At 37.2% G+C, this 26,044-nt stretch carries 30 protein-coding genes; 11 read left to right on the forward strand and 19 right to left on the reverse strand.

All coding sequences use genetic code 11. The features are described from left to right. Nucleotides 1–34: 34 nt before the first annotated feature. From hppD to ACNFU2_RS18595, 4 genes are all read right to left on the reverse strand, one after another. Nucleotides 35–1,165 (reverse strand): 4-hydroxyphenylpyruvate dioxygenase, encoded by a 1,131-nt coding sequence (gene hppD / locus ACNFU2_RS18580; RefSeq protein WP_172284014.1) that lies wholly within the window; start codon nt 1,163–1,165, stop codon nt 35–37. A 229-nt stretch (nt 1,166–1,394) separates the two neighbouring features. Continuing rightward, nucleotides 1,395–2,174 (reverse strand): hypothetical protein, encoded by a 780-nt coding sequence (locus tag ACNFU2_RS18585; RefSeq protein ID WP_273650821.1) that lies wholly within the window; start codon nt 2,172–2,174, stop codon nt 1,395–1,397. A gap of 110 nt (nt 2,175–2,284) precedes the next feature. Beyond that, on the reverse strand, nt 2,285–3,559 hold the full coding sequence (locus tag ACNFU2_RS18590; RefSeq protein ID WP_345990423.1) for an acetyl-CoA hydrolase/transferase family protein: 1,275 nt from the start codon (nt 3,557–3,559) through the stop codon (nt 2,285–2,287). A gap of 65 nt (nt 3,560–3,624) precedes the next feature. Next, the gene (locus tag ACNFU2_RS18595) at nt 3,625–4,776 is read right to left on the reverse strand and encodes a homogentisate 1,2-dioxygenase (protein WP_273650822.1); all 1,152 of its coding nucleotides are present in this window, start codon (nt 4,774–4,776) and stop codon (nt 3,625–3,627) included. A gap of 118 nt (nt 4,777–4,894) precedes the next feature. Between ACNFU2_RS18595 and ACNFU2_RS18600 the strand changes: the two genes are divergently transcribed. Together ACNFU2_RS18600 and ACNFU2_RS18605 are read left to right on the forward strand one after the other, a co-directional pair. Next, on the forward strand, nt 4,895–6,964 hold the full coding sequence (locus tag ACNFU2_RS18600; RefSeq protein ID WP_418122640.1) for a TonB-dependent receptor plug domain-containing protein: 2,070 nt from the start codon (nt 4,895–4,897) through the stop codon (nt 6,962–6,964). After that, on the forward strand, nt 6,961–7,431 hold the full coding sequence (locus ACNFU2_RS18605) for a thioredoxin family protein (protein WP_273650824.1): 471 nt from the start codon (nt 6,961–6,963) through the stop codon (nt 7,429–7,431). The genes ACNFU2_RS18600 and ACNFU2_RS18605 overlap by 4 nt, the downstream gene beginning before the upstream one ends. A gap of 111 nt (nt 7,432–7,542) precedes the next feature. Here ACNFU2_RS18605 and ACNFU2_RS18610 read toward each other — a convergent pair whose 3' ends face one another. Together ACNFU2_RS18610 and ACNFU2_RS18615 are read right to left on the reverse strand one after the other, a co-directional pair. Further along, a complete protein-coding gene (locus ACNFU2_RS18610; RefSeq protein ID WP_418122643.1) occupies nt 7,543–8,013 on the reverse strand; it encodes a cupin domain-containing protein in 471 nt (156 codons plus the stop codon). Between the two features lie 3 nt (nt 8,014–8,016). Then, nucleotides 8,017–9,006 carry an NADP-dependent oxidoreductase gene (locus tag ACNFU2_RS18615; RefSeq protein WP_418122645.1) on the reverse strand — a complete coding sequence of 330 codons (990 nt, stop codon included), beginning with the start codon at nt 9,004–9,006 and terminating at the stop codon, nt 8,017–8,019. 92 nt (nt 9,007–9,098) lie between these two features. On the opposite strand from ACNFU2_RS18615, the gene ACNFU2_RS18620 reads away from it, so the two are divergent. Next, complete coding sequence (locus ACNFU2_RS18620; RefSeq protein WP_418122647.1) at nt 9,099–9,485, forward strand: winged helix-turn-helix transcriptional regulator; 387 nt, start codon at nt 9,099–9,101, stop codon at nt 9,483–9,485. Nucleotides 9,486–9,542: 57 nt separating this feature from the next. Here the strand turns inward: ACNFU2_RS18620 and ACNFU2_RS18625 are convergent, their stop codons facing one another. Then, nucleotides 9,543–9,908 (reverse strand): DUF1304 domain-containing protein, encoded by a 366-nt coding sequence (locus tag ACNFU2_RS18625; RefSeq protein WP_172284031.1) that lies wholly within the window; start codon nt 9,906–9,908, stop codon nt 9,543–9,545. 64 nt (nt 9,909–9,972) lie between these two features. Between ACNFU2_RS18625 and ACNFU2_RS18630 the strand changes: the two genes are divergently transcribed. The 3 genes from ACNFU2_RS18630 to ACNFU2_RS18640 all read left to right on the forward strand — a co-directional run bounded on the left by ACNFU2_RS18630 (nt 9,973) and on the right by ACNFU2_RS18640 (nt 11,489). Continuing rightward, nucleotides 9,973–10,545, forward strand: a complete 573-nt coding sequence (locus ACNFU2_RS18630) for a Crp/Fnr family transcriptional regulator (protein ID WP_172284033.1) — start codon at nt 9,973–9,975, stop codon at nt 10,543–10,545. 63 nt (nt 10,546–10,608) lie between these two features. Beyond that, nucleotides 10,609–11,040 (forward strand): DoxX family membrane protein, encoded by a 432-nt coding sequence (locus tag ACNFU2_RS18635; RefSeq protein WP_418122650.1) that lies wholly within the window; start codon nt 10,609–10,611, stop codon nt 11,038–11,040. A gap of 5 nt (nt 11,041–11,045) precedes the next feature. Beyond that, the gene (locus ACNFU2_RS18640; RefSeq protein ID WP_418122652.1) at nt 11,046–11,489 is read left to right on the forward strand and encodes a carboxymuconolactone decarboxylase family protein; all 444 of its coding nucleotides are present in this window, start codon (nt 11,046–11,048) and stop codon (nt 11,487–11,489) included. Between the two features lie 110 nt (nt 11,490–11,599). Here ACNFU2_RS18640 and ACNFU2_RS18645 read toward each other — a convergent pair whose 3' ends face one another. From ACNFU2_RS18645 to ACNFU2_RS18670, 6 genes are all read right to left on the reverse strand, one after another. Beyond that, nucleotides 11,600–12,571: a cyclase family protein gene (locus ACNFU2_RS18645; RefSeq protein WP_172284039.1), complete on the reverse strand. Its 972-nt coding sequence runs from the start codon at nt 12,569–12,571 to the stop codon at nt 11,600–11,602. Between the two features lie 126 nt (nt 12,572–12,697). Continuing rightward, nucleotides 12,698–13,681: an aldo/keto reductase gene (locus tag ACNFU2_RS18650; protein WP_273650831.1), complete on the reverse strand. Its 984-nt coding sequence runs from the start codon at nt 13,679–13,681 to the stop codon at nt 12,698–12,700. A gap of 23 nt (nt 13,682–13,704) precedes the next feature. Next, entirely contained in the window at nt 13,705–14,379 is a 675-nt protein-coding gene (locus tag ACNFU2_RS18655; RefSeq protein WP_418122655.1) for a type 1 glutamine amidotransferase domain-containing protein, read from the reverse strand. Nucleotides 14,380–14,459: 80 nt separating this feature from the next. Beyond that, nucleotides 14,460–14,747, reverse strand: coding sequence for a putative quinol monooxygenase (locus tag ACNFU2_RS18660; protein WP_418122657.1), 288 nt, complete (start codon nt 14,745–14,747; stop codon nt 14,460–14,462). Between the two features lie 11 nt (nt 14,748–14,758). After that, a complete protein-coding gene (locus ACNFU2_RS18665) occupies nt 14,759–15,643 on the reverse strand; it encodes an NAD-dependent epimerase/dehydratase family protein (RefSeq protein ID WP_418122659.1) in 885 nt (294 codons plus the stop codon). Continuing rightward, nucleotides 15,640–16,257, reverse strand: a complete 618-nt coding sequence (locus ACNFU2_RS18670; RefSeq protein ID WP_418122660.1) for an NAD(P)H-dependent oxidoreductase — start codon at nt 16,255–16,257, stop codon at nt 15,640–15,642. The genes ACNFU2_RS18665 and ACNFU2_RS18670 overlap by 4 nt, the downstream gene beginning before the upstream one ends. 193 nt (nt 16,258–16,450) lie before the next feature. Here ACNFU2_RS18670 and ACNFU2_RS18675 point away from each other — a divergent pair, with 193 nt between their 5' ends. Continuing rightward, on the forward strand, nt 16,451–17,185 hold the full coding sequence (locus ACNFU2_RS18675) for a metallophosphoesterase family protein (RefSeq protein WP_418122662.1): 735 nt from the start codon (nt 16,451–16,453) through the stop codon (nt 17,183–17,185). Between the two features lie 72 nt (nt 17,186–17,257). On the opposite strand, the gene ACNFU2_RS18680 is transcribed toward ACNFU2_RS18675, so the two are convergent. Together ACNFU2_RS18680 and ACNFU2_RS18685 are read right to left on the reverse strand one after the other, a co-directional pair. Beyond that, on the reverse strand, nt 17,258–18,046 hold the full coding sequence (locus ACNFU2_RS18680; RefSeq protein ID WP_306614340.1) for an alpha/beta hydrolase: 789 nt from the start codon (nt 18,044–18,046) through the stop codon (nt 17,258–17,260). Nucleotides 18,047–18,303: 257 nt separating this feature from the next. Continuing rightward, nucleotides 18,304–18,900, reverse strand: coding sequence for a Crp/Fnr family transcriptional regulator (locus ACNFU2_RS18685; RefSeq protein ID WP_418122664.1), 597 nt, complete (start codon nt 18,898–18,900; stop codon nt 18,304–18,306). Between the two features lie 118 nt (nt 18,901–19,018). Here ACNFU2_RS18685 and ACNFU2_RS18690 point away from each other — a divergent pair, with 118 nt between their 5' ends. Next, the gene (locus tag ACNFU2_RS18690; protein WP_273650839.1) at nt 19,019–19,915 is read left to right on the forward strand and encodes a LysR family transcriptional regulator; all 897 of its coding nucleotides are present in this window, start codon (nt 19,019–19,021) and stop codon (nt 19,913–19,915) included. On the opposite strand, the gene ACNFU2_RS18695 is transcribed toward ACNFU2_RS18690, so the two are convergent. Next, on the reverse strand, nt 19,892–20,368 hold the full coding sequence (locus ACNFU2_RS18695) for a GNAT family N-acetyltransferase (RefSeq protein WP_418122666.1): 477 nt from the start codon (nt 20,366–20,368) through the stop codon (nt 19,892–19,894). The two genes, ACNFU2_RS18690 and ACNFU2_RS18695, sit on opposite strands and share 24 nt — an antisense overlap. After that, complete coding sequence (locus tag ACNFU2_RS18700; RefSeq protein WP_418122668.1) at nt 20,368–20,802, reverse strand: GNAT family N-acetyltransferase; 435 nt, start codon at nt 20,800–20,802, stop codon at nt 20,368–20,370. Before ACNFU2_RS18700 ends, ACNFU2_RS18695 begins: the two co-directional genes overlap by 1 nt. 125 nt (nt 20,803–20,927) lie before the next feature. Between ACNFU2_RS18700 and ACNFU2_RS18705 the strand changes: the two genes are divergently transcribed. From ACNFU2_RS18705 to ACNFU2_RS18715, 3 genes are all read left to right on the forward strand, one after another. Further along, nucleotides 20,928–21,803 carry an aldo/keto reductase gene (locus ACNFU2_RS18705; RefSeq protein ID WP_273650842.1) on the forward strand — a complete coding sequence of 292 codons (876 nt, stop codon included), beginning with the start codon at nt 20,928–20,930 and terminating at the stop codon, nt 21,801–21,803. A gap of 151 nt (nt 21,804–21,954) precedes the next feature. After that, nucleotides 21,955–23,019: an NAD(P)H-dependent flavin oxidoreductase gene (locus tag ACNFU2_RS18710; RefSeq protein ID WP_418122670.1), complete on the forward strand. Its 1,065-nt coding sequence runs from the start codon at nt 21,955–21,957 to the stop codon at nt 23,017–23,019. 38 nt (nt 23,020–23,057) lie between these two features. After that, nucleotides 23,058–23,510, forward strand: coding sequence for a lipocalin family protein (locus ACNFU2_RS18715; protein WP_306614326.1), 453 nt, complete (start codon nt 23,058–23,060; stop codon nt 23,508–23,510). Nucleotides 23,511–23,566: 56 nt separating this feature from the next. Here the strand turns inward: ACNFU2_RS18715 and ACNFU2_RS18720 are convergent, their stop codons facing one another. Next, nucleotides 23,567–24,349: a C-type lectin domain-containing protein gene (locus ACNFU2_RS18720; protein ID WP_273650845.1), complete on the reverse strand. Its 783-nt coding sequence runs from the start codon at nt 24,347–24,349 to the stop codon at nt 23,567–23,569. Nucleotides 24,350–24,697: 348 nt separating this feature from the next. Continuing rightward, nucleotides 24,698–26,035: a UDP-N-acetylmuramate--L-alanine ligase gene (locus ACNFU2_RS18725; protein ID WP_418122673.1), complete on the reverse strand. Its 1,338-nt coding sequence runs from the start codon at nt 26,033–26,035 to the stop codon at nt 24,698–24,700. Between the last annotated feature and the right edge of the window lie 9 nt (nt 26,036–26,044).

Consider the following 26,044-nt stretch of genomic DNA (forward strand, 5'->3'; position numbering starts at 1 on the left):
TCATCCTGACAAAACTTAGTATTGTTATTTGGGATTAAAGATTTCCTCTTTTTTCCTGTTCTCTTTCCAAAGCTTCGAATAATGCTTTAAAATTACCTGCCCCGAAACTTTGTGCGCCATGTCTTTCAATGATTTCAAAGAATAGGGTAGGACGGTCTTCTACCGGCTTGGTAAAGATCTGTAATAGATAACCTTCCTCATCATGATCGATCAAAATTCCTAAATCCTGTAGTTTTTTAAGATCCTCATCGATGTGACCGACTCTCTCAGGAACCATGTCATAATATGCTTCTGGTGGTGCGGAAAGGAATTCTACTCCTCTTTTCTTAAGTTCTGTTACCGTATGAATAATATCTTTGGTAGCAACAGCAATATGCTGAACACCTTCACCTTCATAGAAATCAAGATATTCTTCTACCTGAGATTTTTTCTTTCCTTCTGCAGGTTCATTGATCGGGAACTTGGCATATCCGTTTCCATTGGACATTACTTTAGACATCAGGGCAGAATACTCTGTATTGATCTGCTTGTCATCAAAAGAAAGAATGTTCACAAATCCCATTACTTTCTCATACCATTCTACAGTAGGAATCATTCTGTTCCAGTCTACATTTCCCACACAGTGGTCTACATATAATAAACCTGTTTCTTCCGGCTGATAGTCACTTTCCCACTTCTCGTAGCCAGGCATGAAAGGTCCTGTATAATTTTTTCTTTCAATAAACATGTGAACGGTCTCTCCGTATGTATAGATTCCGGACATTTTTACTTCTCCATGCTCATCTGTTAAAGTTACAGGCTCCAAATAAGGCTTACCACCTCTTTTGGTCGTTTCCTCAAAAGCCTTGTAAGCGTCATCCACCCAAAGTGCTAAAACTTTTACTCCATCTCCGTGTTTTTTTACATGTTCGTTGATTGGTGATTCAGAGGTAAGTCCTGTCGTTAAGATTAATCTTATCTTTCCCTGTTGAAGAACATAAGAAGCACGATCCCTTACTCCTGTTTCAGGACCAGCATATGCTACAGACTGAAAACCAAAAGCGGTTTTATAAAAATGAGCAGCCTGTTTAGCATTTCCTACATAAAACTCAATGTAATCTGTACCATTAATTGGCAAAAAATTCTCTGCTTGAGCAATTTTTTCGGCAAATGTAAGTGTTGACATATTTTCTTTTTACTTTTATTTTTATTGGTATGCAAATTACAAAAATCTTAGATATGGCAAAAGTATTAATGGGAAATCCTCAAATTGAGTTAACATAATCTTAAAGAAAAGTTCATTTAAGTAATTTTAAGTTTAATTTATTACAATTCGGTTAATTACATTTGTAATACAAAGACAAGTGAAAGAAAGATATTTTCGAAAATTTGAAAGCCGTAGATTCCTACGGCTTTCATTTTTTATTGTTGAGTCTACCAGCGTCGGGATTATAATTATCCCATATTTTCCAGACGTTATCTATCTTTCTGATAAAGTAGATCTGGGTGTTCAATTGGTTAACAAAATTCTCTTCACCGGTTTCCCCTATTTTAAACAATAGGTTCCAGAATTCCTGAGTCTCCAGTATTTTTTTATCCGGTTCGTCTGTGACCATGTGAATATCAAAAACCTCAAAGTTGGAACGGTTGTTCTTGGTTATAAGCTGAAACTTTCTTTCACATAATTCTTTGCTGAACTGGGTTGCTCTTTCGAGAAAAGGCGAGTCATCGAAAACAAGATCCTTAAAAAGTGCGGTGTCGTGTTCAGGAAACTTTTTATAAAAGTTAAAAGCTGTAGAGCAGTATTCATAGACCATATTGCTGAAAAATGCTTCATCATCCGTACCATTGTCCTGTTTTTTTTCTCTTGCAAACTGAATATAATCGTTCAGATCTTTGAATCCTAAAAAGATACAGATCTTATCGAGTGTCTTTAAAAAACGAAGATCATTGTGGGTTTTATCCTGATAATCATTTTCAAAAAAGCGTTGTAAAGTGACGTGCGAAATGGTATTCCCTATTTCAAATTTTCTTCCTCCTTTCAGTTCTTCAGATTCTGAAAGTTCCTCTTTAATGATTTCAGAGAGAATAATGTAATGGCTTCTTTTCCAATCTTTAACATTTCCTAAAACTGAATTTTTTATTTTGGAATGTTTTACTATTTCCTCCCGGATTGAGTTATATATGGTTTTCAATTTCCTGACTTTAGAAGGTTTTTATCAAAAATACTGCCAAAGAATTATAGGATATTTTTATCAATCCCTTTTTGTTCGGTTAAAAATCCGTTTGAAATATATCAATTCTCTTAATGTTTGAATCTTTCAAAGGCTGCTCTTTCCAGCATCTCTCTGTCGTCAGGGTGTGCGATACTGATTAATTCCTGGGCACGCTGACGAAGATTTTTTCCATACAAATAAGCTGTTCCATATTCTGTGACAACATAATGGATATGTCCTCTCGTAGTTACAACTCCTGCTCCCTGTTTCAGGTAAGGGACAATTCTTGACACTCCTTTTTTGGTTCTGGAAGTGATAGCAATAATAGGTTTTCCTCCTTCGCTTAACGCAGCTCCTCTCATAAAATCCATTTGTCCTCCGATACCACTGTATTGCAAAGTGCCTATCGAATCAGCACAAACCTGCCCTGTAAGATCAATTTCAATAGCCGAATTAATTGCAACCATTTTTTTGTTACGCATAATGTTGATTGGAAAATTCACATCACTTACGTCTTTAAAAGCAAAGACGGTGTTATCATCTACATAGTCGTAAAGCTTTCTTGTTCCGAAACAAAAGCTAGTAATGGTTTTATTATCGTTGTATCCTTTGTACTTATTGTTGATGACATCATTTTGGATAAGGTCTATCACTCCGTCACTCAGCATTTCGGTGTGGATCCCCAGATCTTTATGATTACCCAGGCATTTAAGAACAGCATCCGGAATTGTACCGATACCCATTTGTAAGGTTGATCTGTCATCGATCAGTTCTGCCACATTTTTGCCGACCAGCATTTCTTCGGGCCCCACCTTGGATCCGTAATCTACAGTAGGCAATTCTTCTTCGTGCCACACAAGCTTATGAATGCGGCTGATATGGATCATTCCATCCCCGTGTGTTCTGGGCATCAGGGGATTAACAATAGCGACAATTATTTTTGCTGTATCTACAGCAGCTCTCGCAACATCTACAGATGTGCCCAGCGTACAAAAACCATGTTTATCAGGAGGAGAAACGGTAATTAATGCAACGTCAAGGGGCAGGATATTGTTTCTGAATAAAATCGGAATTTCACTTAAAAATACAGGAACAAAATCTCCCCGCTCTGAATTAACAGCTTCCCTCACCGGAGTTGAAACAAACAGGGAATTAATAAAAAAGTTATCCTTGTACTGAGGTTTTGCAATTTCCACATTTCCCTGTTGGGTAATGGAGACCATTTCCACGTTTTCGAGCCTGTGGGATTGTCTCGCAAGCTCGTCAATGAGATAATTTGGTGTACAGGCACTCCCGTGAAAAAATACGCGATTACCACTTTTTACTGTATATACGGCTTCCTCTGCACTAATATAATTGTACATATTGAATTTTTTTGAAATAATATTTATACCGCGTGCTGTCTGCGGTTATTTGTGTTTATCCGGATTTATTCCAGCCACGAAGTTTTGTATGTAGGATCTTCCACCTTCATTGCTTCTTCCGTGATTTTTAAAGGACGGAAAGGATCTACCATCACAGCGTATTCTTCTGTGAATTTCTTTCCGATGCTTCTTTCCATAGCTCCCGGATGTGGTCCATGAACAATTCCTCCCGGATGAAGACTGAAGTCCATCAGATCAACATGGTTACGGCTCATAAAGTCTCCTTCAGTATAGAATAAGACCTCATCGGAATCGATATTGGAATGGTTATACGGTGCAGGAATGGCTAATGGATGATAGTCGTACATTCTGGCACAGAATGAGCAGACTACGAAATTATGCCCTTCAAAGTTCTGATGGATTGGTGGTGGTTGATGTATTCTTCCTGTAATAGGTTCAAAATTCTTGATATTAAATTTATAAGGGTAGAAGTAACCGTCCCAGCCCACCACGTCAAATGGATGAGTTGCATAAATGAAATCGGTAATCTGATTTTCTTTTTTTACTTTGATGAGAAATTCTCCTTTTTCGTCTATAGGTTCAACGAAGGTAGGGGCAATGATATCTCTTTCGCAGAAAGGAGAGTGTTCCAGTAGTTGCCCGAATTCATTTCGGTAACGTTTCGGAGTATAGATCGGAGAATGACTTTCAAGAACAAAAAATACAGTGTTCTCTGACTGGATTTCCACCTGATAGATGGTTCCTCTTGGTATAATGAGGTAATCACCGGTTGAGAACTCGAGATTTCCAACAAAGGTTTTTAAAACACCTTTTCCTTCATGAACGAACAAAAGCTCATCACACTCTGCATTTTTATAGAAATAATCCGTAGATTTTCTTGGCTTTGATAATCCCATTTTCAAGTCGTTATTGACCAAAAGGAATTTTCTGCTGTCCAGAAAATCGTCTTCAGGAGTCACCTGCATCCCCTTAAACATTCTCGGGGTCACATTTTTTTCTACCGCAATTTTCGGAGTTACATCTTTTGGTGTACCTATAGATTTGATCTGTGTAGGACGGTGGATATGATAAAGCAAAGAGGAAATACCATGAAACCCTTCCGTTCCGAAAAGTTGTTCATAGTAGAATTTATCTTCAGGAGATTTAAAAATCGTATGTCTTTTCTGTGGGATTTTCCCGGACTGGTTATATCTCATTTTTACCTTTATATTTTCTCAAATTTAATAATTTTTGACGAATTATTTTAGAGGATATTTATCATAGAGTTTTTTGTTTCGAAAATAATTGTTAGATTTGCCTAACAATTATTATTTCATGAAGCGAATATTATTTTCTGGTGTACTTTTATCCTCTTATTGTTTTTCTCAGGAAACAGATAGTTTAACTTTAAATCAAAATCAAAGGCCTGATTCTATTTCTGTTGCTAAAAAAGGGATCAAAACAAAGCTGATCGATGATGTGGTGGTGACAGGAACCATAAAACCTATCAGCAGATCCAAAAGCCCTGTAGCTGTAGAAATCTATAGCCAGAAGTTTTTCCAGAAAAATCCTACTCCGAATGTTTTTGAAGCAATTTCTATGGTTAACGGAGTCCGTCCTCAGCTCAATTGCTCAGTTTGTAATACCGGAGATATACATATCAACGGCCTTGAAGGTCCTTATACAATGATCCTTATCGACGGGATGCCTATTGTGAGCTCGTTATCTACTGTTTACGGGCTTAGTGGGATACCCAACAGCCTGGTCGACAGGATAGAAGTGGTAAAAGGTCCGGCTTCATCAATTTATGGATCTGAGGCTATGGGTGGAGTGATTAATATCATCACAAAGAATGCTTTAACAGCTCCTAAATTAAGTCTGGATGTAATGACAAGTACCTGGAGTGAAGATAATATAGATTTATCTACCAAATTTAACGTAGGTAAGAAAGCCGCCTCTTTATTGAGTTTGAACTATTTTAACTTTACCAAAAGAATAGACCAGAACAAAGATAATTTTACGGATGCCACACTACAGAACAGAATTTCTGTTTTCAACAAATGGAACTTCCAGAGAAAAGAGAACAGACTGGCAAGTTTAGCACTGAGGTATCTCTATGAAGACCGGTTCGGCGGTGAGATGCAGTGGACAAAGGCCGATAGGGGTGGTGACAAAATATATGGTGAAAGTATTTATACAAATAGGGTAGAAGCCTTAGGGGTATACCAATGGCCATTGAAAGAGCAGATCATTACCCAGTTTTCATACAATTATCATAACCAGGATTCGTTTTATGGTACCAATCCTTACGATGCACAACAGAAAGTTGCTTTTGTACAGACTTACTGGGACAGAAAATTCGGAAATCATGATCTGATCTTAGGAGTTACCTACAAGAGGACATTTTATGATGACAATACTCCGGGAACTTCGTCTGCAGACGGACTCATCAATCAACCTATGAAATCTCCTATTTTGGGTGCCTTCATCCAGGATCAGTGGGATTTGGATTCTAAAAACACAATATTGCTGGGCTACAGGTATGATTACGATAAAATACATCATTCTGTTCATTCTCCCAGATTTGCATGGAAATTTTCTCCTAATCCTTACCACACGTTACGGTTTAATTTTGGAACCGGCTTTAGGGTAGTGAATTTATTTACCGAGGATCATGCTGCATTAACAGGTTCCCGTGAGGTTGTTATTAAATCCGATTTAAAGCCTGAAAAATCGATCAATGGAAATTTAAATTACATCTGGAAGATTCCTGTGGGTAACCGCCTGATTAACCTTGACGCTTCAGCTTTTTATACCTACTTCAGTAATAAGATCGTGGGTGATTTCGACACGGATCCCGATAAAATTATTTATGACAACCTGCATGGATATGGGATTTCTAAGGGAGCTTCTATGAATGTGGATTTCAGTTTCAGTTTTCCCTTAAGTGTCAATCTTGGAGTGACCTATCTTGAAGTATTTCAGAAACTGGATGATGGCAATTCTAAAGTTCAGCAGCTTCATGCACCGAAATGGAGTGGAACGTATAGTCTGACGTATAAATTTCCGAATGCTTTGACATTAGATTTTACGGGACAGTTCTACGGACCTATGCGTCTTCCGGTTCTTCCGGATGATTTCCGTCCGGAATATTCACCTTTTTATTCGTTAGCTAATATCCAGGTTTCAAAAGCATTTAAGTCAGGATTTGAAGTGTACTGCGGAATCAAGAATCTGTTCAACTTTACTCCAAAAGATCCTTTGATGAGACCGTTTGATCCGTTTGACCAGCATGTCAATGATCCTATTAATAATCCCAATAACTACAAGTTTGATACGGCATATGGTTACGCACCAATGCAGAGGATACGTGGATTTTTGGGAATAAGATATACTTTGAAATGAAAATATTGATTTTATTTTTAATGTTAGTGCCCTTCTTTGGTCTTTCTCAAAAGATGAGAGAGGGCACTTTTTCTGAACTTGAAACATTGCGGAATAATCAGAAAAAGCCTGTTATCATTCATTTGTATACCGGGTGGTGTGCTATTTGTAAAATCGAATCTTTCAATCTGAATAAAGATAAGGAGCTTGTCACTATAATTAATGATCATTTCTATTTTATCAATTTTGAAGCGGAAAAGACGAAAGAAAAAATCAACTTTGAAGGAAAAGAGTTTCATTATCTTCCTAATGGGAATTCCGGGATTCATGAACTGGCTTTAGCACTGTCTAAAAATAAAAGCCAGCCGGTTTATCCGCTATGGATCATATTGGATGCGAACCAGAATTTGGTGTATTACCATGAAGGCGAATTTAAACCGGAAAAGATGAAGAAGAAACTTGAAGAAATTTCGGCTTTGTACAATTAAATTTCCCCGCCGAATTTATCTCAATCTGCGAGGAATTTTTATGGATTAAATAAGTTTTTAATGATGAAAAGGAGGTTGGTCCTTTAACGATTAAATTCTTACGTCTTTCAATCACTGTTCTCCATCAATTAAAACTGCCAACTGAATACAAGGTTTATCGGAACGATTGCTCCATGCGTGATTTGTCCCCCTTTGGATAACAATATCTCCTGCTTTAAGAAGCGTTTCACCCTCCTCCATGATCAGATAAAGCTCACCTGAAAGAATAATGATGTAATCTAGTGTCTGCGTTCGGTGCATCATCGGATGAGGTTCTCCTGGTTTAAATTCAACACCCAGATTTTTATCAGGAGGTATAACCACATAGCGAAAGTAGGTGCCGTTTTTTTGTGTCTGAGGGAATCCTGTGTTTGGGATCGGGGCTTCAAAATCCATGCTTGCAGGAGTCTTTTGTGTATTCCAGAGATCTGAAATAATCAATCCGGGTAAATGCTCTACCGTATTTTCTACTTCATGGTCTTCAATAATAGTGGACTTCCCATTTTGAATTCCCGTTACAATGCGTCTTGGTATTCTATTCATAACTTAATGGGTCATAATTAATTTATTCCCTCGGGTGAGGTTGTTTTTAAGCATCTGATGGGCTTTAAGAACGGTTTCCAGAGATAAATTTCCAACGATCTTATATTTGGGAGGGACAATCAAGTGATCTCCAATGAGATTTGAGATTTTTGTTAAACTGTCTTTATAGTAATCGTAGTTCTTTGTCATACTGTGGGTGTAGTTAGAAATGTTCATAATAATATTTCCTTTATTAAAAAGAATTTCCTTGGCTTCTTTGCTAATTAGCGCAGTAACATCCACATACATTCCATGAACTTTCAGTACTTTGGCCGTCACTTCAGACATACCCTCACCCACAAGATCTACTCCAATATCGAAAGGCTGATTTCCATTCGCTTTGAGTAATTTTTCAGGAAGATGAGTTTCTTTATAGTTTACAATCTGATCATGGTGAAGACCCATCTCCAGTAATAGCATTCTGTTTTCTTCCGATCCTACCGTTGCAACCACATTTTTAAAGTGGTTAGCAATTAAGAGTTTGATAAAAAAAGATCCTACACCTCCAGTAGCACCTGTAACCAATACTGTGTCAGCAGGCTTCAACTGCAAGCGGTTAAAAGTCTGCAAAGCCGTCATCCCCACAGATGGAATAGCAGCAGCCTGTTCAAATGAAATGTTTTTAGGCTTTAAAACTACGATTGCTGCAGGGACGCTGATGTATTCGGCATAAGAACCATTGCTTCCCATGGAACCACTGCCACAGAATATTTCGTCTCCAATTTCAAATTCGGAAACATCGGATCCTTTTTCGACAATGATTCCGGAAAGCTCACGTCCTAAAACGGGGGAGCTTATCAATCTTTTCTCGAGTTCGTTTTCGAGCATCTGATAGTCGATTGGATTAAATCCGCTTGCTTTGATCTGAATCAGAACTTCATTATTTTTGGGTTGGGGCTTTTCAACCGTCCCATCTTCTAATCTGAAATCTTTATTAAGTATTACTGCTTTCATCATAATCAATTTATAAGACAAATGTAAAACAGGAATAGTTTATATTTGCTACTAGTTAACTATTGGTAACTAGTAACTTTAAGGATACTATTATGTCAAAAATTATAGAAAAGGGAGTTGAGCGGGAAGCAACCTGTACTGAAGAATTATTCGCAATGCGGGATAGTCTGGATGTTTTAGGTGGAAAATGGAAATTGATGATCCTGCGTTATTTAACGAACCGTACGGCTCAGTTGATCCATTTTAAAAAGCTTCAGAGAGGAATCGATGGTATTTCTGCAAAAATGCTGAGCAAGGAATTGAAAGAACTGGAAATGAACTTACTCATTACGCGTACAATCCAGGATACCAAACCTATTACTGTAACCTATGCGGTTACTGATTACGGAAAATCGGTACTTCCTGTTACCGAAACTTTAGTAAATTGGGGAATTATCCACCGCGAGAAGATCAGACAGTCGATGGGGGATCAGAAATGATTAATTAAAGAATTGAAAAATTAAAAGATTGGACAATATCAGACTTTTTGTGAAAAGTTATTTCAGAAGCACAGCAATAATTCCTAAAATAGCAGGTAATGCCTGAACAAAAAATATTTTTTTGGTAGCCGAAATAGCACCATAAATTCCTGCAATGGCAACACAGCCCAGGAAAAACAGAGCGATATTGGTTTGCCATTCAGCATCTTTAATAAAAAAAGTCCAGATGAGTCCCGCTGCAAGAAAACCGTTGTATAATCCTTGATTGGCAGCCAATCCTTTGGTAGGCTTGAACATTTCTGCAGGAAGTGCGGCTTTGAAAACTTCTTTTCCTTTTGTTTCCCATGCAAACATTTCCATCCAGAGAATATAAATATGTTCCAGTGCTACTACAGCAATCAAAATTTTTGCAACAATTTCCATGATTAATTATTTTGTAATTGTAAAACTAAAAAAATAAAGTTAAGTTTGACTACTAAATTGTAAAATGGATACTTTTAAAACACATCTTGACAAATTCATTACGATTAATGATGAAGATTATAGTTCTGTATTATCTTTTTTCCAGATCATGGAAGTTAAGAAGAAACAGAATCTGCTTGTTGAAGGTGAAGTTTGTAAATCCATGTATTTTGTTTTAAATGGCTGTCTCAGAAAATTTTTTGTGAATGAAAAGGGAGTCGAGCAAACAACTGAATTTGCGATTGAGAATTGGTGGATCACAGATACTTTTGCTTTTGAGAGACAGATTAAATCGGATTTTAGTATTCAATCTGTAGAACGATCAACAATTCTGGTAATTGACCTTGAAACCCAGGAACTTTTGTTGAAAAAGCATCCCGTCATGGAACGTTATTTCAGAATGATCTATCAACGGGCTTATGCGTCCTCTGAGAGAAGAATCCGTTATTTATATGAAATGTCAAGGGAAGAGCTTTATATTCATTTCAGCACACAATATCCTTGGTTTATCCAGCGTATTCCACAATATTTGATTGCTTCGTTTTTAGGTTTTACCCCAGAATATCTTAGTGAAATTAGAGCTAAGTTGCGTTCTTAAACCAGTTTAAGTTTTTTAAGATTTTAAAATCGGAATTTTGTCATGTTATTAAAAGCTAATACAATGACAAATATAAAAGAGCAATTCCCGCAATTATTTTTAAGAGTAGCGATTGCCGTGACAATGCTTTCAGCAGTGGCGGACCGTTTTGGTTTTTGGGGAAAAAATTCAGCCTGGGGGGACTGGGAGAATTTTGAGAAATACACCCGGAAATTAACTTTTTTTCTTCCTGAAGGGCTGAGTCAGTTTTCGGCTTATACCGCTACATTCTTTGAAATTGCTATTCCGTTGTTATTACTTGTGGGGTATAAAACCAGAATAGCAGCTTACGGAGCCGGATTTTTATTGCTCATTTTTGCTTTATCCATGACGATTGCTTTGGGGGCTAAAGCTCCTCTCGATTATTCAGTCTGGGTAGGAAGTGCAGGGGCATTTTTATTGGCAAGTCAACGACAATTTTCATTAAGTGCAGATCAATTAACCAAAAAAATATAAATATTATGAGTGCAAGAGTAAATATTGCAAAAACGGATGCAGCAGCTTATAAAGCTATGATGGGATTGGAAGGATATCTTCAGACCATTTCTTTAAATCCTATTCAAAAGGAGCTCATTAAAATCAGAGCTTCACAAATCAACGGTTGTGCTTTTTGTCTGGATATGCATACGAAAGATGCTGTGAAATATGGAGAAACTCCACAAAGGATATATCTTTTAAATGCCTGGAGAGAGGCTTTAGAACTGTTCACAGAAGAAGAACATATCTTATTGGCAATGACAGAAGAAATTACCTTAATCAGCCATAAAGGATTGACGGAAGAAACATATCAAAAAGCAAAAACATTCTTTGATGATAATCAGATTGCCCAGATCATTATGGCGATTGTAACGATTAATGCATGGAATAGAATTGCCATAAGTACACATTTACCGATTATGAAATAATTTTTTGAAATTGTTTTATTTAACACCAAGAGCTTCTCAATCATGAGAAGCTCTTTTTAAAATCAGTAAACTGATTTTAATAATTTCAAACTACAAATTCCGCTGAAGTATTAATAAATAGCGACAGGGTTGATATTTACTTGTGTTGATCCTTTATAAAGTGGTTGGCCAAGAACGAACATGAATTCCCATATTTTTTCTTTTACCAAAGGACGGCTGTCAATCAGTTCCAGGTTGTAGATTCCTTTTTTTGCCAGCATAAACTGATTAATAGGAAATTCTTCTTTACTCTTGGGATTGGGGTAGACTTCGGAAGCCCACGTATCGCCGCCAAAAGCAACAATTCCCTGCTCGGCAAGCCATTGTGCTGCTTCCATACCAATACCGGGTTCAACTTCTAAAAACTGTTTGTTGTCTTTACCAATGAGCTCAAGCCATCCTGTGTTGAAAAGAACAACATCTCCTTTTCTGAGTGTGATTCCCTGTTTTTTCAATACTGCTTTGATATCGGATACTGTAAATTCCGTTCCTCCGGGAACTATGGATTTTCCGTAATGTTCGGTCATATCTAATACCACTCCGCGGGTTACAAATGGCGGAACTTTTTCAATACCCAGCTTTTTCACACCTTCTACAGTTACAAAATCAGCGGCTTTATTGCCATTGTAGTAGATATTATTGATACCAATGTGCCCGATTCCGTTAAGTTGTGTTCCAACGCCGGTCCAGCCATTAACCAGTTCGTCATTGAATGTGAATTTATTAGGACCCAAACTTTGGCCGGCCTGTTCCCCGGGTTGAATGTTATATAAATTAAAGCTTCTGTGACGGAAAGCAGGAAGGTTTTTATCAATAGCGACAGCCAGAGGTAATGTTTTACCTTGTTTTACAAGCGAAATGGCTGCTTTTACAACTTGCGCTGTCAGGAGATTAGCGGCTCCTATTTCATCATTTACCCCGTATGTTGAGGGGTACCAGGATTGATCGTCAGGATTGATATACTGTTTTTGAGCTTTTACTATTGTGGTGTTAAAAGACAATAAAGCAGCCAACCCGAACAAAGTGATCAGATTATTTTTCATTTTCTATGATTTAGGATTAGAAAGAAGGGAAGTTAGAAGAGGGAAGTTTATTGAACCCTGTATGAATAAGTGATATTCAATTAGATGTAATGAGTATGCAGCTTCTCTCTTCCAACTTGTTTTATGTTAGATTCCGGTTAAGGCAGAATTAATCGTATCTAATTCTTCCCGAGAAAGTTCAAACGACATTGCCTGTGCGTTTTCAATGGCCTGCTGGGCATTTCGTGCTCCTGCCAATACAACACTGATAGCGGGTTGTAAACTGGTCCAGCGTAGGACTAACTGTGAAACAGTAGCATTTTTTTCTTGGGCAATTGTTTCCAAAGTTTCCAGAAAAGCTTTTACTTTTTCTAGATCAAACTGTGCAAAATATCCGTTACGGTGATCATCAGCCTTTAATTGAGCTTGTTTAAAATATTTACCCGTTAATAATCCTCTCTCCATTGGACTATACACTATAATTCCGGTATTGTTCTCTAAAGAGTAAGGTACTAAATCTTTTTCTATAGCTCTGTTCAGCATGCTGTATGATACCTGATTACTTGCCAGCTGAATCGTTTTAGAAGCTTCTTCCATTTGTTCCACAAGGTAATTGCTTACACCGGCAGTTCTTATTTTTCCCTGCTGTATCAACATTTCTAAAGCTTCCATGGTTTCACTGATAGGGGTCGAGTTATCCGGCCAGTGTAATTGTAAAAGATCAATATAATCGGTTCCTAAACGTTGTAAGCTTTCTTCTACTTCTTTAATGATGTTTTCCTTAGATGCAAATTTATATACAGGAAGTGTTTTACCATCTTTTTCTGCATTAAAAAAGAACTCACCTTTTCCCTGATTGCTGCCGTCCCATACTAAGCCAAACTTAGTTAATAGCTGGATCTTTGAACGGTCTTTTCCTTTGATTGCTTCCCCGATCATTTCCTCACTTAATCCGAAACCGTAAAAAGGTGCCGTATCAATAGAGGTTACTCCGTTATCTAAAGAAGCATGAATAGAGTTTATAGAATCTTGTTTTTCATTTCCACCCCACATATTTCCACCGATGGCAAAAGCCCCGTGAGTAATTACTGATAATTCAAGGTCAGTATTACCTAGTTTTCTATATTCCATTTTGATTTAAAAATTGTTTGAAATTATTTGTTTAATTCTTTTAAAATAGCCTCACCAACAGCCTTTGCTGATTGAGGATTTTGTCCTGTAATCACTCTTTGATCTGTAACAACATGCGTCTGCCAAAGTCCGGATTTTTCAAATTTCGCTCCTCTTGCTTTGAGCTGGTCTTCCAGAAGGAAAGGAACAACATTCGTTAGTTTTACCTCAGATTCTTCCTCATTGGTAAAAGCATTGATCTTTTTACCATCAACTAGATATTTACCGTCTTTCAGTTTAATGTTGACCAAACCTGCGGGTCCATGACAAACTCCGGCAACAATTCCTCCATTTTCATAAATTTTTGAGGCAATGGAAGCTAATTCTGTATTATCTGCAAGATCCCACATCGCTCCATGACCTCCGGCATAAAAGATAGCTGAATAATCAGAAGACTTTACTTCAGAAGGTTTTAGAGAATGATCTATTTTATTTTTGTATTCTTTGTTTTCCCAAAACTCTTTGTTCACCGGGTCTTTAAGATCAAAGCCATCTACTGGCGGTGTTCCTCCTTTAGGGCTTACAAAATCTATATCATAGCCTGCGCGATGAAGTACCTCCCATGGATGAGAAACCTCTCCTAAATAATATCCGGTACTCTCGCCGGTATCTCCTTTTTTGTCATGACTTGTTACGACAAATAAAATTTTCTTTTTCATATGAATTGATTTTTTGGTTTGTGACTGAACAAATCCTATCATGAATATGCTGAATATTACAATTGCAAGTTTTTTCATGGCTATAAAATGTTGGTTTTATAAATCTGTGGAACTTCCTGAAGTTTTTCATCAACCAGAGCTCCGAAAGCTTTAATATATGGCTGTTGATTGTGCTGTTCAAGCCCCGCTGCATTTTTCCATATTTCATAGAAAACAAATTCGTTTTGGTTCTCTATACCCTGATGCAGGCTGTAAAGTTCGCATGCTTCCTCTTTTCTCGTTTCTTTTACCATGTTCTGAAGAACTTCAAGTACTTCTGCACAGTGTTCTTCTTTTGCTTTTATAATCGCTGTTAAATATATTTTCATAATAATTGTATTTAAATAAAGTCTTCGATTGAATGATACTGTGGAGTCCAGCCCAGTTCTTTTTTTGCTTTGTCCGCATTACATAGGCTATTAGAGGCAAATCCAAAATAACCACCCGCAGGGCTAAACCGATCTACTGCCTCCTGTACGCTTAAAGATTGTGCAGGTTGCAACCCATATTTTGTACTGATGGTTTCAGCTATATTCCTGATATTGGATGAGCCGTTTTCTGCGTAATACAGGGAGCCTGCTTTTGCATTTTCCAGAGCAAGTACATAGAGGTCTGCCAGATCTTCAATGTGGATATTTGACCAGATATTTTCTCCTTTCCCGAAATAAACGCCAAATCCCTTTTCTTTTGAGAATTGAGTCAGGGCAGGAATCTGAATGCTGTCTTTTTTGATCCCAAGACCTGTACCGTATACCATTGTAGGGACAATAACAATACTTCTGATATTCTTTTGGGCAGATCTTAAAACGCAGTCATTGATCAGAACCCTGGAAGCCATTTCCAGTCTTGGGGTTAAAGGAATATCTTCAGTGAAAATAAAGTCACTTTTTTCTCCGTTTTCCTTTCCTCCCAAAATAGCTGAACCTGAAGTAAAAATAAATGTTTTTCCGGTTCCTTCCAGTGCATTGATAATGCTGTCCACAGCATAAGCATCATCTGCCGAATCGGCATTGTGAATGATTGCATCTGATTTTTCAATGGCAGCGCGGAGAAGGGCTTCATTTTGGATGCTTCCAACGATGGTTTCAATTCCCGCAGACGCCAGTTCTTTAGCTTGGGTCTCGTTACGGACCAGACCTATTACTGTATAGTTTTTATCCTGTAATTTTTTAGCAATACTTCCTCCGATATAGCCTGTAATTCCAGTTATTAGTATTTTTTTCATGAGGCTAATTGTACTTTTAATTCTTTTTCGAAAACATTTTTAATATGATCCAGGTACCGTTTCATATCACGTTCTATATTGGCATTCTTTTCCACATCATGGAAGTGAAAGCTATCCATTTTCTGTAAAGAAACGAAAGCATTCATCCTGTGGAATCCAAATAATGGTCCGTTATCTACACTCGTTTCATTAAAAAACTCTCCGGGAAGAGTAAACGCAGTTTCTGGAGCATTCCAGCTGGTTGTTACCATATATTTTCTGCCACCGAGCATCCCTCCGGTTCCATAATTGATCTCTGGGTTTTCGGCTGTTCTCCCGTCGCTCAGATAAATGCCTTTAGCATGTCCGGCAGTGAAAACTTCATCAATGTATTTCTTAAATCCGTTCGGAAGCTGAAACCACCAGATCGGAGTGTGGTAAATTATATAATCGGCCCACACAAATTTCTGAACTTCTTCATTTTTATCATATCCGTCTGCTATGTTGGTTACTTTAACTTCTACATTTTCAAAATTTTTTAATACTTCCAATGTATTATCAGCAACTGTTTTATTATATTTTCCTCCGGAATGTCCAAAGTTTTGTCCACCATTAATTATTAATACTTTTTTCATTGTTTTATGATTGTTTAAAATTTATGATGCAAAGTTAGGTTGTGTTTTACTATGATAAAAATAATATAAATTATAGTTTAATATCAGAATAATGATACATTAAATTTAAGGCATTATGGTTGAATATCATATTCCTTTTGCACGCTACTTATTATTTTCTCATGTAATTTTGTTAGGTAAATTTGAGTGGTATATGATACAGATAGCCGTTTTTAGTGATGTACATGGTAATCTTCCGGCTTTAGAAGTGGTTTTACAGGATATAAATCAAAGAGGAATTACTCAAAAATTCTGTCTGGGTGACCTGGTGGACTTTGCACCGTGGGGAAATGAAGTAATTGACAAGATCAGGAAGAACCATATTCCTTGTATACTCGGGAATCATGATGAAAGAATTGCTTTCGACCTGCCCGTAATTCCACTAAGCAAACATTCCGAAGAAGAAACAATAGCTCGGTTTGAAGCTATAGACCACTCCCGGAAATCTATTAGGGATGAGAATAAATCCTTTTTGGCCGAGCTTCCTTTCCACATCAAATTAAACTATAAGACAGGAGGCAGACATTGGAATATCCAGCTGGTACATTCATCTCTGAAAAGTAATGATACTTATCTCTACGAATATGAAGCTGATGAGGTGTTTCACGAAATGTTGAAGGATTCTGATTCGGATGTAATTCTGATGGGACATACTCATATTTCTTTTAAGAAGAAGATCGGAGAAAAATGGGCAATTAATACTGGTTCTGTGGGTCGATCAAAGGAAGAAAACAGATTAGCATCTTATGTAATTCTGACGTTGAATGAAAAAGAGGTAGTCCCTGAGATCATTCAACTGGAGTATCCGCTCGAAACGGTGGCTAAAAGTATTGAAGCCAGTGGAATTCCCAATTATTATGCATGTTTTCTGAGAAACGAAGTCGGTTAATTTTTAATCTAAATAATTCAAAGCTGTTTCAATTTTTTGAAACAGCTTTGAATGTGAGGATGTTTATTACTATTATTTTACTTCTTTTGATGCTCTGATGATCACATCCGCCACTTCCTGTGGATGAGAAATAAATACAACATGGCTTCCTTTTATTTCTGTGATTTTTGCATGTCCTTTTTGGTACATTTTACGTTGAATAGAAGGAAGTATCGCCTCATCCTGAGTGGCAACGATACCATAAGATGGTTTTGTTTTCCATGGTGCTTTTGTTACTTTAGCGCCCAGAGCTGCTGCAGAAAAACGTCCTTGCGAAGCATACATGAAATCAGCTTGTTCTTTAGGCAGATCTGCACAAAATCCTGCGTGAAATTTCGCTTTGTCATAGTAAAGAAATCCTTTTTCATCCGGAGGCAAAATTCCGCTCTTAGGAGATGCAGGTTCTGTTTTTGCCCAGTCTACAGCTGATTCACCCTCATCAAGCTGAAATGCCGCTACATAAACCAATGCTGCTACATTGGGATGATCTCCGGATTCAGTAATCACTGTTCCGCCATAGGAATGTCCCACAAGAATAGTTGGACCGTCCTGCTTGTCAAGTGCATCCTTTGTTGCCTGAACATCATCTGCCAACGAAGTTAGCGGGTTTTGTACCACGGTAACATTATATCCCTTTTTTGTAAGGATATCGTACACACCCCTGTAACCGGAACCATCTACGAATGCCCCATGCACCAGCACAATGTTTTTCACTACTTTAGATGATTGAGCTGATAAAGCAGATATTCCACCGAATAACATAAATAAAACAGCTAAGAAAGGTAAGAACCTTGATTGTTTTGAAATTGAAGTCTTTTTCATAAGTATATATTTTAAGGTTAAATTTTTTTGGTACGGACCAGAGCAATTGTCTGATTCCCTGCTAAGCTATCTGACTTTAGAATAACTTAACAGGGCAAAGATAGAGACGGTACGGGTTCGAAAAAATGGCTAAAAGTATATATTTATTGTACTTTTTTCCATCGGGGGGATTTTTTTAATGAATGAAGATAACTTTTATGATGAAAAAGCAACTATGATTGTACTTGAATGAAGATACTTCTTGGTATCCAATGACCTTAAGTCAAAAATTTAAAGTTAATATTTTTTCTGATCCGGCTAAGAGATTGTTGCGTTATTCCCAAGTAGGAAGCCACATCACTTAAAGGAACTTTAAGCATTAGGTCTGGGTGGTCGGAAATAAACTTGTGATAACGTATTGTGGCTTCTTCTCCCATTAAATGGTTTCTGGCTTTAATTTTTTCCATGAGGGTTTTTTGGATAATATTTTCTATCAGATTCTTAAAGTGGGGTAGTTTCTCAAATAATTCATTCAGATTTTTCTTGGAAAATACCAAAACCCGCGCAGAAGTTGCAGCAATGATTTCTTCCCTTGAAATAACTTCATCTGTAAAACTGTACAGGATTGTACAAAATTTATTTTCTTTAATAAAAAAATGAATGACTTCGTTCCCTTTTTCATTAGTGGAGACGATCTTTAAAATACCATCCAGTACAAAGAACAGATCTTTTGCGATTTTTCCTTCCTGCAGGAGAATAGTTCCCACTCCCATTTCCTTTATTTCCATATATTGACATATCAGGTCAAAATCTTGTGTTGAAATTTCCCCGATAGAATTTAGAAATTGATGAAATGTCTGAATGTCCTTTTTCATGCCTGAATCAAGCCTTTACACAAAGGTATTACAATTATTGATGCAAAGCATAGTCAATTTCTATCTATTAGTATTCTGATTATTTTGTAGTTTTGTATTATAATTTAAATGCTTTGATATGGTTAATTTAGAGTGGTACCGTACGTTTAAAGAGATCTACAAGACGGGAACGTTAACCGGAGCTGCGGAAAGTTTGTTCATTTCACAGCCTGGTGTAAGTCTTCATCTAAGCTCACTTGAGGCTTATGTAGGATATAAACTCTTTGACCGGACCGGAAGAAAAATGATTCCCACAGAAAGAGGGAAGGTGCTTTATAATGCTGTTTTTGAACCGCTTTTAAAGCTTGAGAATGTAGAGAAAAACTTTCAAAAATCAACAGAAAAGCATACACCGACAATCAGTGTAGGGATGTGTTTTGAGACTTTTCAAACTACTTTGGAGCAATATGTTTCCACTTTACCTTTTAATTTGATCATCAGCTTTGGGGAGTATCCGGAGATGCTGGATCAGCTTGATAAAGGAATTCTCGATCTAATCATAACACCCAAAAAGGGATCATCACTGAATATTGAGCATGAAGCATTTTCATCCGAACAGATTATTCTGGTGGGGGGGAAAGATGTAGATACCGATGCTTTTAAAAAGGTTCTTAAAACCAAAGATCCTGATAAGATAGAAGAATGGCTTAAACAGGAGAAATGGTATGGAACAACAGGTGATATGGAACATTTATTCCAATTCTGGATCCTGAATTTTGGACATAAACCTAATTTCCGTCCCAATTATATCGTTCCTAATCTTAATTCTATTATCCGTTGTCTGAAAGGAGGGACAGGATTGGCTGTAGTTCCTGATTTTTTATGTAAAAACGAAATTGAAAGCGGAGATGTAAAATTGATCTGGGAAGGAGATAAAAAGCTGGAAAATACTTTATATTTCGGATGCCGGAAAAAAACAAGTTATCAGGCAGAGATCGGGCATATCAAGAAATTATTCAGAGAAGTGATGAGTTAAAAACTCTAAAACGACCATGTCCCGCATCTGAATTCCATTTTCAAAAATAGGATCCGGATAGTTTTGAATAAAAAAGTCTTTGCGTATTCCTTTTTTCACAAAACCGTTTTTCTCATAAAAGCGGATTTGACGGAAGCCTGTATCTGAAGTTCCTACTAATAGGGAATGAAAGTGATTTTTATTTGCTATTTCTTTCGCTTTATCGATTAAAAGACCTCCTATACCTTTTCCCTGATACGGGCTGTCAACTGCTATGTTTTTAATTTCCAATTCGGTATTACTAATCCGGTAAAGGGCCATTACGGCTATCGATCGGGACTTTTCTTTAAGAACATACATATCACAATCAAATATGTATTTATGGATTGCTTCCACAGTTTCATCAGCCAGCAGAAGCAATTCATAGGGCATCTCTGAAGAGACCCCAATCTTAATCAGTGTGAACGGATCCATTATATTGCCATATGGATAATAGGATAATCTTTTCCGGAGCCATCTTTTTCTGATCTTCCTACTCTTTTAAACCCCATTTTTTCATAAAAGCCAATCGCCTGGGGATTTTGCTCATTGACATCCAGCTTCGTAAAACCGATCTGATCTTTCATAAACTGATATAATTTTTTCCCATATCCTTTTCCTCGGAAATCATCATGGATAAACAACATTTCAAGAGTATCCCCGGCAACTGATGCAAATCCCTTTGCTTTATTATCTTCCGTTATCAGGTAAACATCTAAATGAGGCAGATAATCTCTAGGAATCACTTCCTGAAAATAATTAAAATCCTCTTCTGCAAGAAAATGATGGGTTGCTTTCACTGATGAAGCCCAGATTTCCATGATCCTGGGATAGTCTTGTGATTCTGCCTTTATAATCTGATAGTTCATTATCTTAATTTTTGTGCAAAAATAAATAATTTTTAAATTTCATAAAGCAGGGATTTAAGGTGTAAAATTTCAATTTTTTGTTGCAAATTTGTTAGACTTTATGTTAAAAATTAAAATAAAGAATTATGCAGAAAAAAATGTACACAGGGCAGCCGGTTGTTACTTTAAATAACGGAATTGATATTCCGGCACTAGGATTCGGAGTATGGCAGATTGATGATCTGAAAGTTTGTGAAGATGCTGTGATCAAAGCTATTCAAACAGGCTACAGAATGATCGATACTGCATCTATATATCTTAATGAAAAGGCTGTGGGAAGCGCAGTGAGAAATAGTGGTGTGAATAGGGATGAGCTGTTCATTACCTCAAAACTTTGGGTGCAGGATCATGGGTATGAAAAAGCTAAAGCGGCATTTCAAAGAACACTGGACAGATTGCAACTGGATTACCTTGATATGTATCTTATTCACTGGCCTTTCGGGGATTTCTTAGGTGCGTGGAAAGCATTGGAAGAATTATATCATGAAGGAAAGATCAAAGCGATTGGAGTATGTAATTTTACAGTGGAAAAACTAGAAGAGTTAAAAGCGAATTCGACTGTTCTTCCAGTGATCAATCAGATTGAATTGCATCCTATTTTCCAGCAAAAAGAAATGGTAGCTTATGACCGTGAAAATAATATTGTAACGGAGCCATGGAGTCCGCTTGGAAACGGAAATGCTGAGCTTCTACAAAACCCTGAGCTAAAATCAATTGCAGAAAAATATTCCAAAACAGTAGCGCAGGTTATTTTGAGATGGCATCTACAGGAAGGTTTTGTTATTATTCCGAAATCCATTACTCCATCCAGAATTGAGGAGAATTTTAATGTGTTTGATTTCAGCTTAACAGAAGATGAAATGAATATCGTTCGCTCGCTGGATACGGGTAAAAGACTGTTCTTTGATCCGAAAGATCCTGAATGGGAGAAGAAAATGCTGAATTCTATAGCAGATATCTAATATAAGATCTATCAGTTCCCACAGCTCCTGAGGTTTTTACAGAAATAGTCTGTATGCTTGTGAGATCTGTGGGAATTGTTTTTTTTAAGTAGATATATCTACTGAGATGGAGCAGTATCTATTTTTTGTACTTTAAAATAAAATAATTTGTATGTTCTGGTCAAATACACTCGTTGAAAAATTAAACATAAGATATCCCGTTATTCAGGCTCCTATGTTCGGAGTAAGTACTCCTGAGATGACGGCGTCAGCTTCAAAGGTTGGTTGCTTGGGAACTCTGGCATTAGCTGATTTATCTGCGGAACAATCCGTTGAATTGATTAAGGTTACAAAAAAACTTGCTGACCAGCCATTTGCCGTTAACATTTTTACCCATGATATCCCTCCGATCACAGACTCCATACGACAGAAATACATAAAGACCAAAAACTTTACTGAAGAGCTTGCAGCAGAAAATAATCTGGAGGTCAGCCTTCCTGATCTCGAAGATCTTAAAGTGAACACTTATCACGAGCAAATTGACGCCATCATTGAAGAAGGATGTAAGATCCTGAGCTTTACATTTGGAAATCTTGACGATAATAGCATTCAGAAATTAAAAGAAAATGGAATAACCCTTATTGGAACGTGTACTTCAGTGGAAGAAGCTTTGATCCTGGAGAAATCTGGGATTGACATAATCTGTGTTCAGGGAATTGAGGCTGGAGGGCATAGGGGAACATTTGACGGAGATCGGATCCCGCAGATCGGAGGTCTATCTCTTTTATCACAGGTATTCGATCATGTGAAGGTTCCTTTGATTTATGCAGGTGGGATTTATAATGCAAGAACCATATTGGCGGCAAATGAACTTGGAGCAAAAGGGTTTCAGGTGGGCAGTATATTATTGGCTTCTCAGGAAAGCGCATTGCAGTCATTTGAGAAAGAAAGATTAAAGAAAGTAAGAGAAGACGAAATTCTTTTGACCAAAAGCTTCTCGGGACGTTATGCAAGAGGAATCAGAAATAGATTTATTGAAGCCCTTGAGAATTCTGACTATATTCTGCCTTACCCTTATCAAAACAAGCTGACAGGGATTTTAAGAAAAACGGCAAAACTTAAGGGTAATGTGGAGTTTGTGAATATATGGCTAGGGCAATCGGTTCATCCGTACAGTGAAGCATCCACCATGGATATTTTAAAAAGGCTGATTCTTGATGTTGAAAAAATATCCTGAAAAATTGTCTATTTTTGCAGGCTTTAAGCCCAGCATATATGAAAAGAATATTTTTACCTTTAGCTTTATTGTCAATGCTTGCATGTGGTAGTGATAGTGAAACATTGGATACTATTGATCCCAATGTAGGGACAATAATCGGGAAGTGGTATATTGAAAAATCTGAATTGTACACTTCAAAAGATCATCAGACAAAAACCAATTTTTCTACAGATTGTCAGAAAAAAAGCACGCATGAGTTCAGGCAAACCAATATGACTTCAACAACTTATGCCCAGCAAAGTACTACGTGTATTCAGACTGATGTTGTTACCAGAAACTATACTTTTGATAAACCAACCGGTCAATTTTGGTATGAGGGGGAACAGGATTATCCATATTTCGTTACAAAACTTACCCAATCCGAAATGATCATGGAAGACCGTACCCAAGATATGGATGGCGATGGAATAAATGATGTGATCAGAAGGTTTTTTACCAGAATAAATTAAAAAAAGCTCCTTTCGTCCGAAAGGAGCTTTTTTTGAAAATAAAGGTCGTTATTTGTTTATTCGTTGAACTCAATAATAAGCTGATCCATCGGGCTGCTGTTTGAATTGGTTACAGTTCCAGCCATATCATTCCATTTTCTTTCCCCACCAACCAGAATGTGTGTAGCTCCTTCTGTACCTCCGGCGTTATTAGGCTCTCCGGATGCGAACCAGTTTTCAGTTGTTGCCGGATTCGTGGACCAATTGATTCTGAACTCTTCCCCGGTGATCCATTGTAGCTGGTCGGGGTTCCCCGGTCTTCTGATCTTATTGAATCCTATCCAAATATTGTTGGCCAGATTATATCCAGTTCCGGATGCTACAATATTTGTATTTACCCATGCTCTTTCTGTATCACTGGGCATTGTTACGAGATAGCCTCCCATTTGCTTTCCAAAGTTAAACGCATTGAACCAGGTAATAGGTTGAGAAATCTGGTACGCACAATAGGTATGGTTATTAACAGTCCATTTTTTACATCCGAGTTCTGTAGCTGTTCCCCCTCCCGGAACTGGTCCTGGCGGAATTTGTCTTTTGGAGACAGGCTGGGGATCATATCCCAGAATCGTGGAATTGAAACCTGATGATCCACCACCGTTCAATTCATTTCTCGAAATTTTTCTTACATTCCCGGCTGCATCTGCCGAGAGAATAACATCATTTTCAGTTCCCTGATTTAAAGTTCGAACCCTTAGCTCTCCATTTACATCAAGAGTTTTTGTGGGTTGGGTTGTATTAATCCCTACTTGTGCTGATATGGCCATAGGCAATACCATAAAAAACAGTAATTTCTTTTTCATTGCTGTGTATTATTTGATATAAAAGTAATTAAAAATATTCAAGTTATCAAGAGGAATATTGTTTTAATTTACTGTAAATCATTGATATATGATTTTTGTTTTGTGTTTTTTTTATTACTGATTATATAATTTGTTTGAAATTATTTTTTATAATTTCATTGCATCTTAATTATTGTAATTGAAAATATTGCCACTTAGAATAATTTTTAATCTAACCTTAGAAATTTTTCAATATCTAAACTGATGAAAATTTCTCGTTGGAGTTTACTATTTTATTTCCAAGAATAAAAAAGCTTCCCTCTTTTAAAGAGGGAAGCTTTTTTATAGGTACATGAATAATGTAATTTTCTATTTTGTGAGATCTAATCCACCAAAGTTACCCGAACTCATCATTAGGAAAACACCTTGCTTTTTATCCAGAATATCCCAATACGCATGAAGCTCCTCCGCATTGGTAAATACTTTTAAATGGTCGTTTTTAAATTTTTCTTTAATGAGATCAGGAGATATCGGGTCCATTCTTTTAATCTTTAAGGCATCTTCAGAATAGAATACAATAGCCTCATCCAAGCCATCCATGGCATGATCATATTGCTCTAAAAAAGCAGGATTTAAACTTGAATAGGTGTGCAGTTCAAGGAATCCGTATTTTTTTTCTCCTTTAAACTGTTCATTAAAAGCTTTTACCGCAGCTTTTACTTTACTTGGAGCGTGGGCAAAATCCTTGTAAAGAATGGCTTTATCTTCTCTTTCTACTTTTTCAAGACGTTTTGAGGCTCCTTTAAAGCTCATAATTGCTTCGTAGAAGTCTTCATCCATAATACCTAGCTGACGGCAGATGTGTCTGGCCCCTTCCAGGTTCAGAAGGTTATGGGCTCCGAAAACAGAAAGTGGGATATCTCCCATTTCAGTTTTTAACAGGACCTGCCCATTACTGATCTCATACTCCGGAGTTTTATAGGGTATTTTTCTGAAATAATTTTCCGCATTGTCCACTACTTTTACCACCTCCGGATCTTCTTCATTGTATACTAATACACCACCAGGAGTGATGCTGGCTACAAATTTTCTGAATTGCTCTATATAATCATCGAATGTTTTGAACACATTGATGTGATCCCAGGCAATTCCGCTTAAAAGAGCGATGTTGGGCTGATATAATAAAAATTTAGAACGCAGGTCGATAGGGGACGAAAGATATTCGTCGCCTTCCAATACCATAAAATCGTTATCAGGAGTTAATTTCACCATACAGTCGAAGCCTTCCAATTGTGCTCCTACCATAAAGTCCACCTCATTCTGATGAAAATTAAGGACATGCAGAATCATGGAAGTAATGGTGGTCTTCCCGTGTGATCCTGCAATAACTACTCTTGTTTTATCTTTAGACTGTTCGTAAAGAAATTCAGGATAAGAGTATATTTTCAGGCCTAATTCTTTTGCTTTTGCCAATTCAGGGTTATCCTGATGAGCATGCATCCCCAAAATGACTGCATCAAGATCTGAAGTGATCTTTTCGGGGAACCAACCCATTTCCTGAGGAAGTATTCCTTTGTTTTCAAGTCTTGATTTTGACGGTTCAAAAATGGCATCATCAGAGCCTGTCACCTGATATCCTTTATCTTTTAGTGCTATGGCAAGATTATGCATGGCACTTCCTCCGATAGCAATGAAATGGGTCTTCAATTGTATTTA

The sequence above is a fragment of the Chryseobacterium sp. PTM-20240506 genome (assembly GCF_048296755.1).
Classification (GTDB): Bacteria; Bacteroidota; Bacteroidia; order Flavobacteriales; family Weeksellaceae; genus Chryseobacterium; species Chryseobacterium proteolyticum.

Excerpts from the sequence above, each read along its gene's own strand:
- ACNFU2_RS18600 (WP_418122640.1), top strand. The coding sequence starts at position 4,895 with ATGAAGCGAATATTATTTTCTGGTGTACTTTTATCCTCTTATTGTTTT.
- ACNFU2_RS18620 (WP_418122647.1), top strand. The coding sequence starts at position 9,099 with ATGTCAAAAATTATAGAAAAGGGAGTTGAGCGGGAAGCAACCTGTACT.
- ACNFU2_RS18615 (WP_418122645.1), bottom strand. The coding sequence starts at position 9,006 with ATGAAAGCAGTAATACTTAATAAAGATTTCAGATTAGAAGATGGGACG.
- ACNFU2_RS18670 (WP_418122660.1), bottom strand. The coding sequence starts at position 16,257 with ATGAAAAAAGTATTAATAATTAATGGTGGACAAAACTTTGGACATTCC.
- ACNFU2_RS18695 (WP_418122666.1), bottom strand. The coding sequence starts at position 20,368 with ATGGATCCGTTCACACTGATTAAGATTGGGGTCTCTTCAGAGATGCCC.
- ACNFU2_RS18610 (WP_418122643.1), bottom strand. The coding sequence starts at position 8,013 with ATGAATAGAATACCAAGACGCATTGTAACGGGAATTCAAAATGGGAAG.
- ACNFU2_RS18685 (WP_418122664.1), bottom strand. The coding sequence starts at position 18,900 with ATGAAAAAGGACATTCAGACATTTCATCAATTTCTAAATTCTATCGGG.
- ACNFU2_RS18605 (WP_273650824.1), top strand. The coding sequence starts at position 6,961 with ATGAAAATATTGATTTTATTTTTAATGTTAGTGCCCTTCTTTGGTCTT.
- ACNFU2_RS18665 (WP_418122659.1), bottom strand. The coding sequence starts at position 15,643 with ATGAAAAAAATACTAATAACTGGAATTACAGGCTATATCGGAGGAAGT.
- ACNFU2_RS18655 (WP_418122655.1), bottom strand. The coding sequence starts at position 14,379 with ATGAAAAAGAAAATTTTATTTGTCGTAACAAGTCATGACAAAAAAGGA.
- ACNFU2_RS18705 (WP_273650842.1), top strand. The coding sequence starts at position 20,928 with ATGCAGAAAAAAATGTACACAGGGCAGCCGGTTGTTACTTTAAATAAC.
- ACNFU2_RS18635 (WP_418122650.1), top strand. The coding sequence starts at position 10,609 with ATGACAAATATAAAAGAGCAATTCCCGCAATTATTTTTAAGAGTAGCG.
- ACNFU2_RS18660 (WP_418122657.1), bottom strand. The coding sequence starts at position 14,747 with ATGAAAATATATTTAACAGCGATTATAAAAGCAAAAGAAGAACACTGT.
- ACNFU2_RS18645 (WP_172284039.1), bottom strand. The coding sequence starts at position 12,571 with ATGAAAAATAATCTGATCACTTTGTTCGGGTTGGCTGCTTTATTGTCT.
- ACNFU2_RS18680 (WP_306614340.1), bottom strand. The coding sequence starts at position 18,046 with ATGAAAAAGACTTCAATTTCAAAACAATCAAGGTTCTTACCTTTCTTA.
- ACNFU2_RS18595 (WP_273650822.1), bottom strand. The coding sequence starts at position 4,776 with ATGAGATATAACCAGTCCGGGAAAATCCCACAGAAAAGACATACGATT.
- ACNFU2_RS18720 (WP_273650845.1), bottom strand. The coding sequence starts at position 24,349 with ATGAAAAAGAAATTACTGTTTTTTATGGTATTGCCTATGGCCATATCA.
- ACNFU2_RS18590 (WP_345990423.1), bottom strand. The coding sequence starts at position 3,559 with ATGTACAATTATATTAGTGCAGAGGAAGCCGTATATACAGTAAAAAGT.
- ACNFU2_RS18625 (WP_172284031.1), bottom strand. The coding sequence starts at position 9,908 with ATGGAAATTGTTGCAAAAATTTTGATTGCTGTAGTAGCACTGGAACAT.
- hppD (WP_172284014.1), bottom strand. The coding sequence starts at position 1,165 with ATGTCAACACTTACATTTGCCGAAAAAATTGCTCAAGCAGAGAATTTT.
- ACNFU2_RS18630 (WP_172284033.1), top strand. The coding sequence starts at position 9,973 with ATGGATACTTTTAAAACACATCTTGACAAATTCATTACGATTAATGAT.
- ACNFU2_RS18640 (WP_418122652.1), top strand. The coding sequence starts at position 11,046 with ATGAGTGCAAGAGTAAATATTGCAAAAACGGATGCAGCAGCTTATAAA.
- ACNFU2_RS18650 (WP_273650831.1), bottom strand. The coding sequence starts at position 13,681 with ATGGAATATAGAAAACTAGGTAATACTGACCTTGAATTATCAGTAATT.
- ACNFU2_RS18675 (WP_418122662.1), top strand. The coding sequence starts at position 16,451 with ATGATACAGATAGCCGTTTTTAGTGATGTACATGGTAATCTTCCGGCT.
- ACNFU2_RS18710 (WP_418122670.1), top strand. The coding sequence starts at position 21,955 with ATGTTCTGGTCAAATACACTCGTTGAAAAATTAAACATAAGATATCCC.
- ACNFU2_RS18700 (WP_418122668.1), bottom strand. The coding sequence starts at position 20,802 with ATGAACTATCAGATTATAAAGGCAGAATCACAAGACTATCCCAGGATC.
- ACNFU2_RS18715 (WP_306614326.1), top strand. The coding sequence starts at position 23,058 with ATGAAAAGAATATTTTTACCTTTAGCTTTATTGTCAATGCTTGCATGT.
- ACNFU2_RS18690 (WP_273650839.1), top strand. The coding sequence starts at position 19,019 with ATGGTTAATTTAGAGTGGTACCGTACGTTTAAAGAGATCTACAAGACG.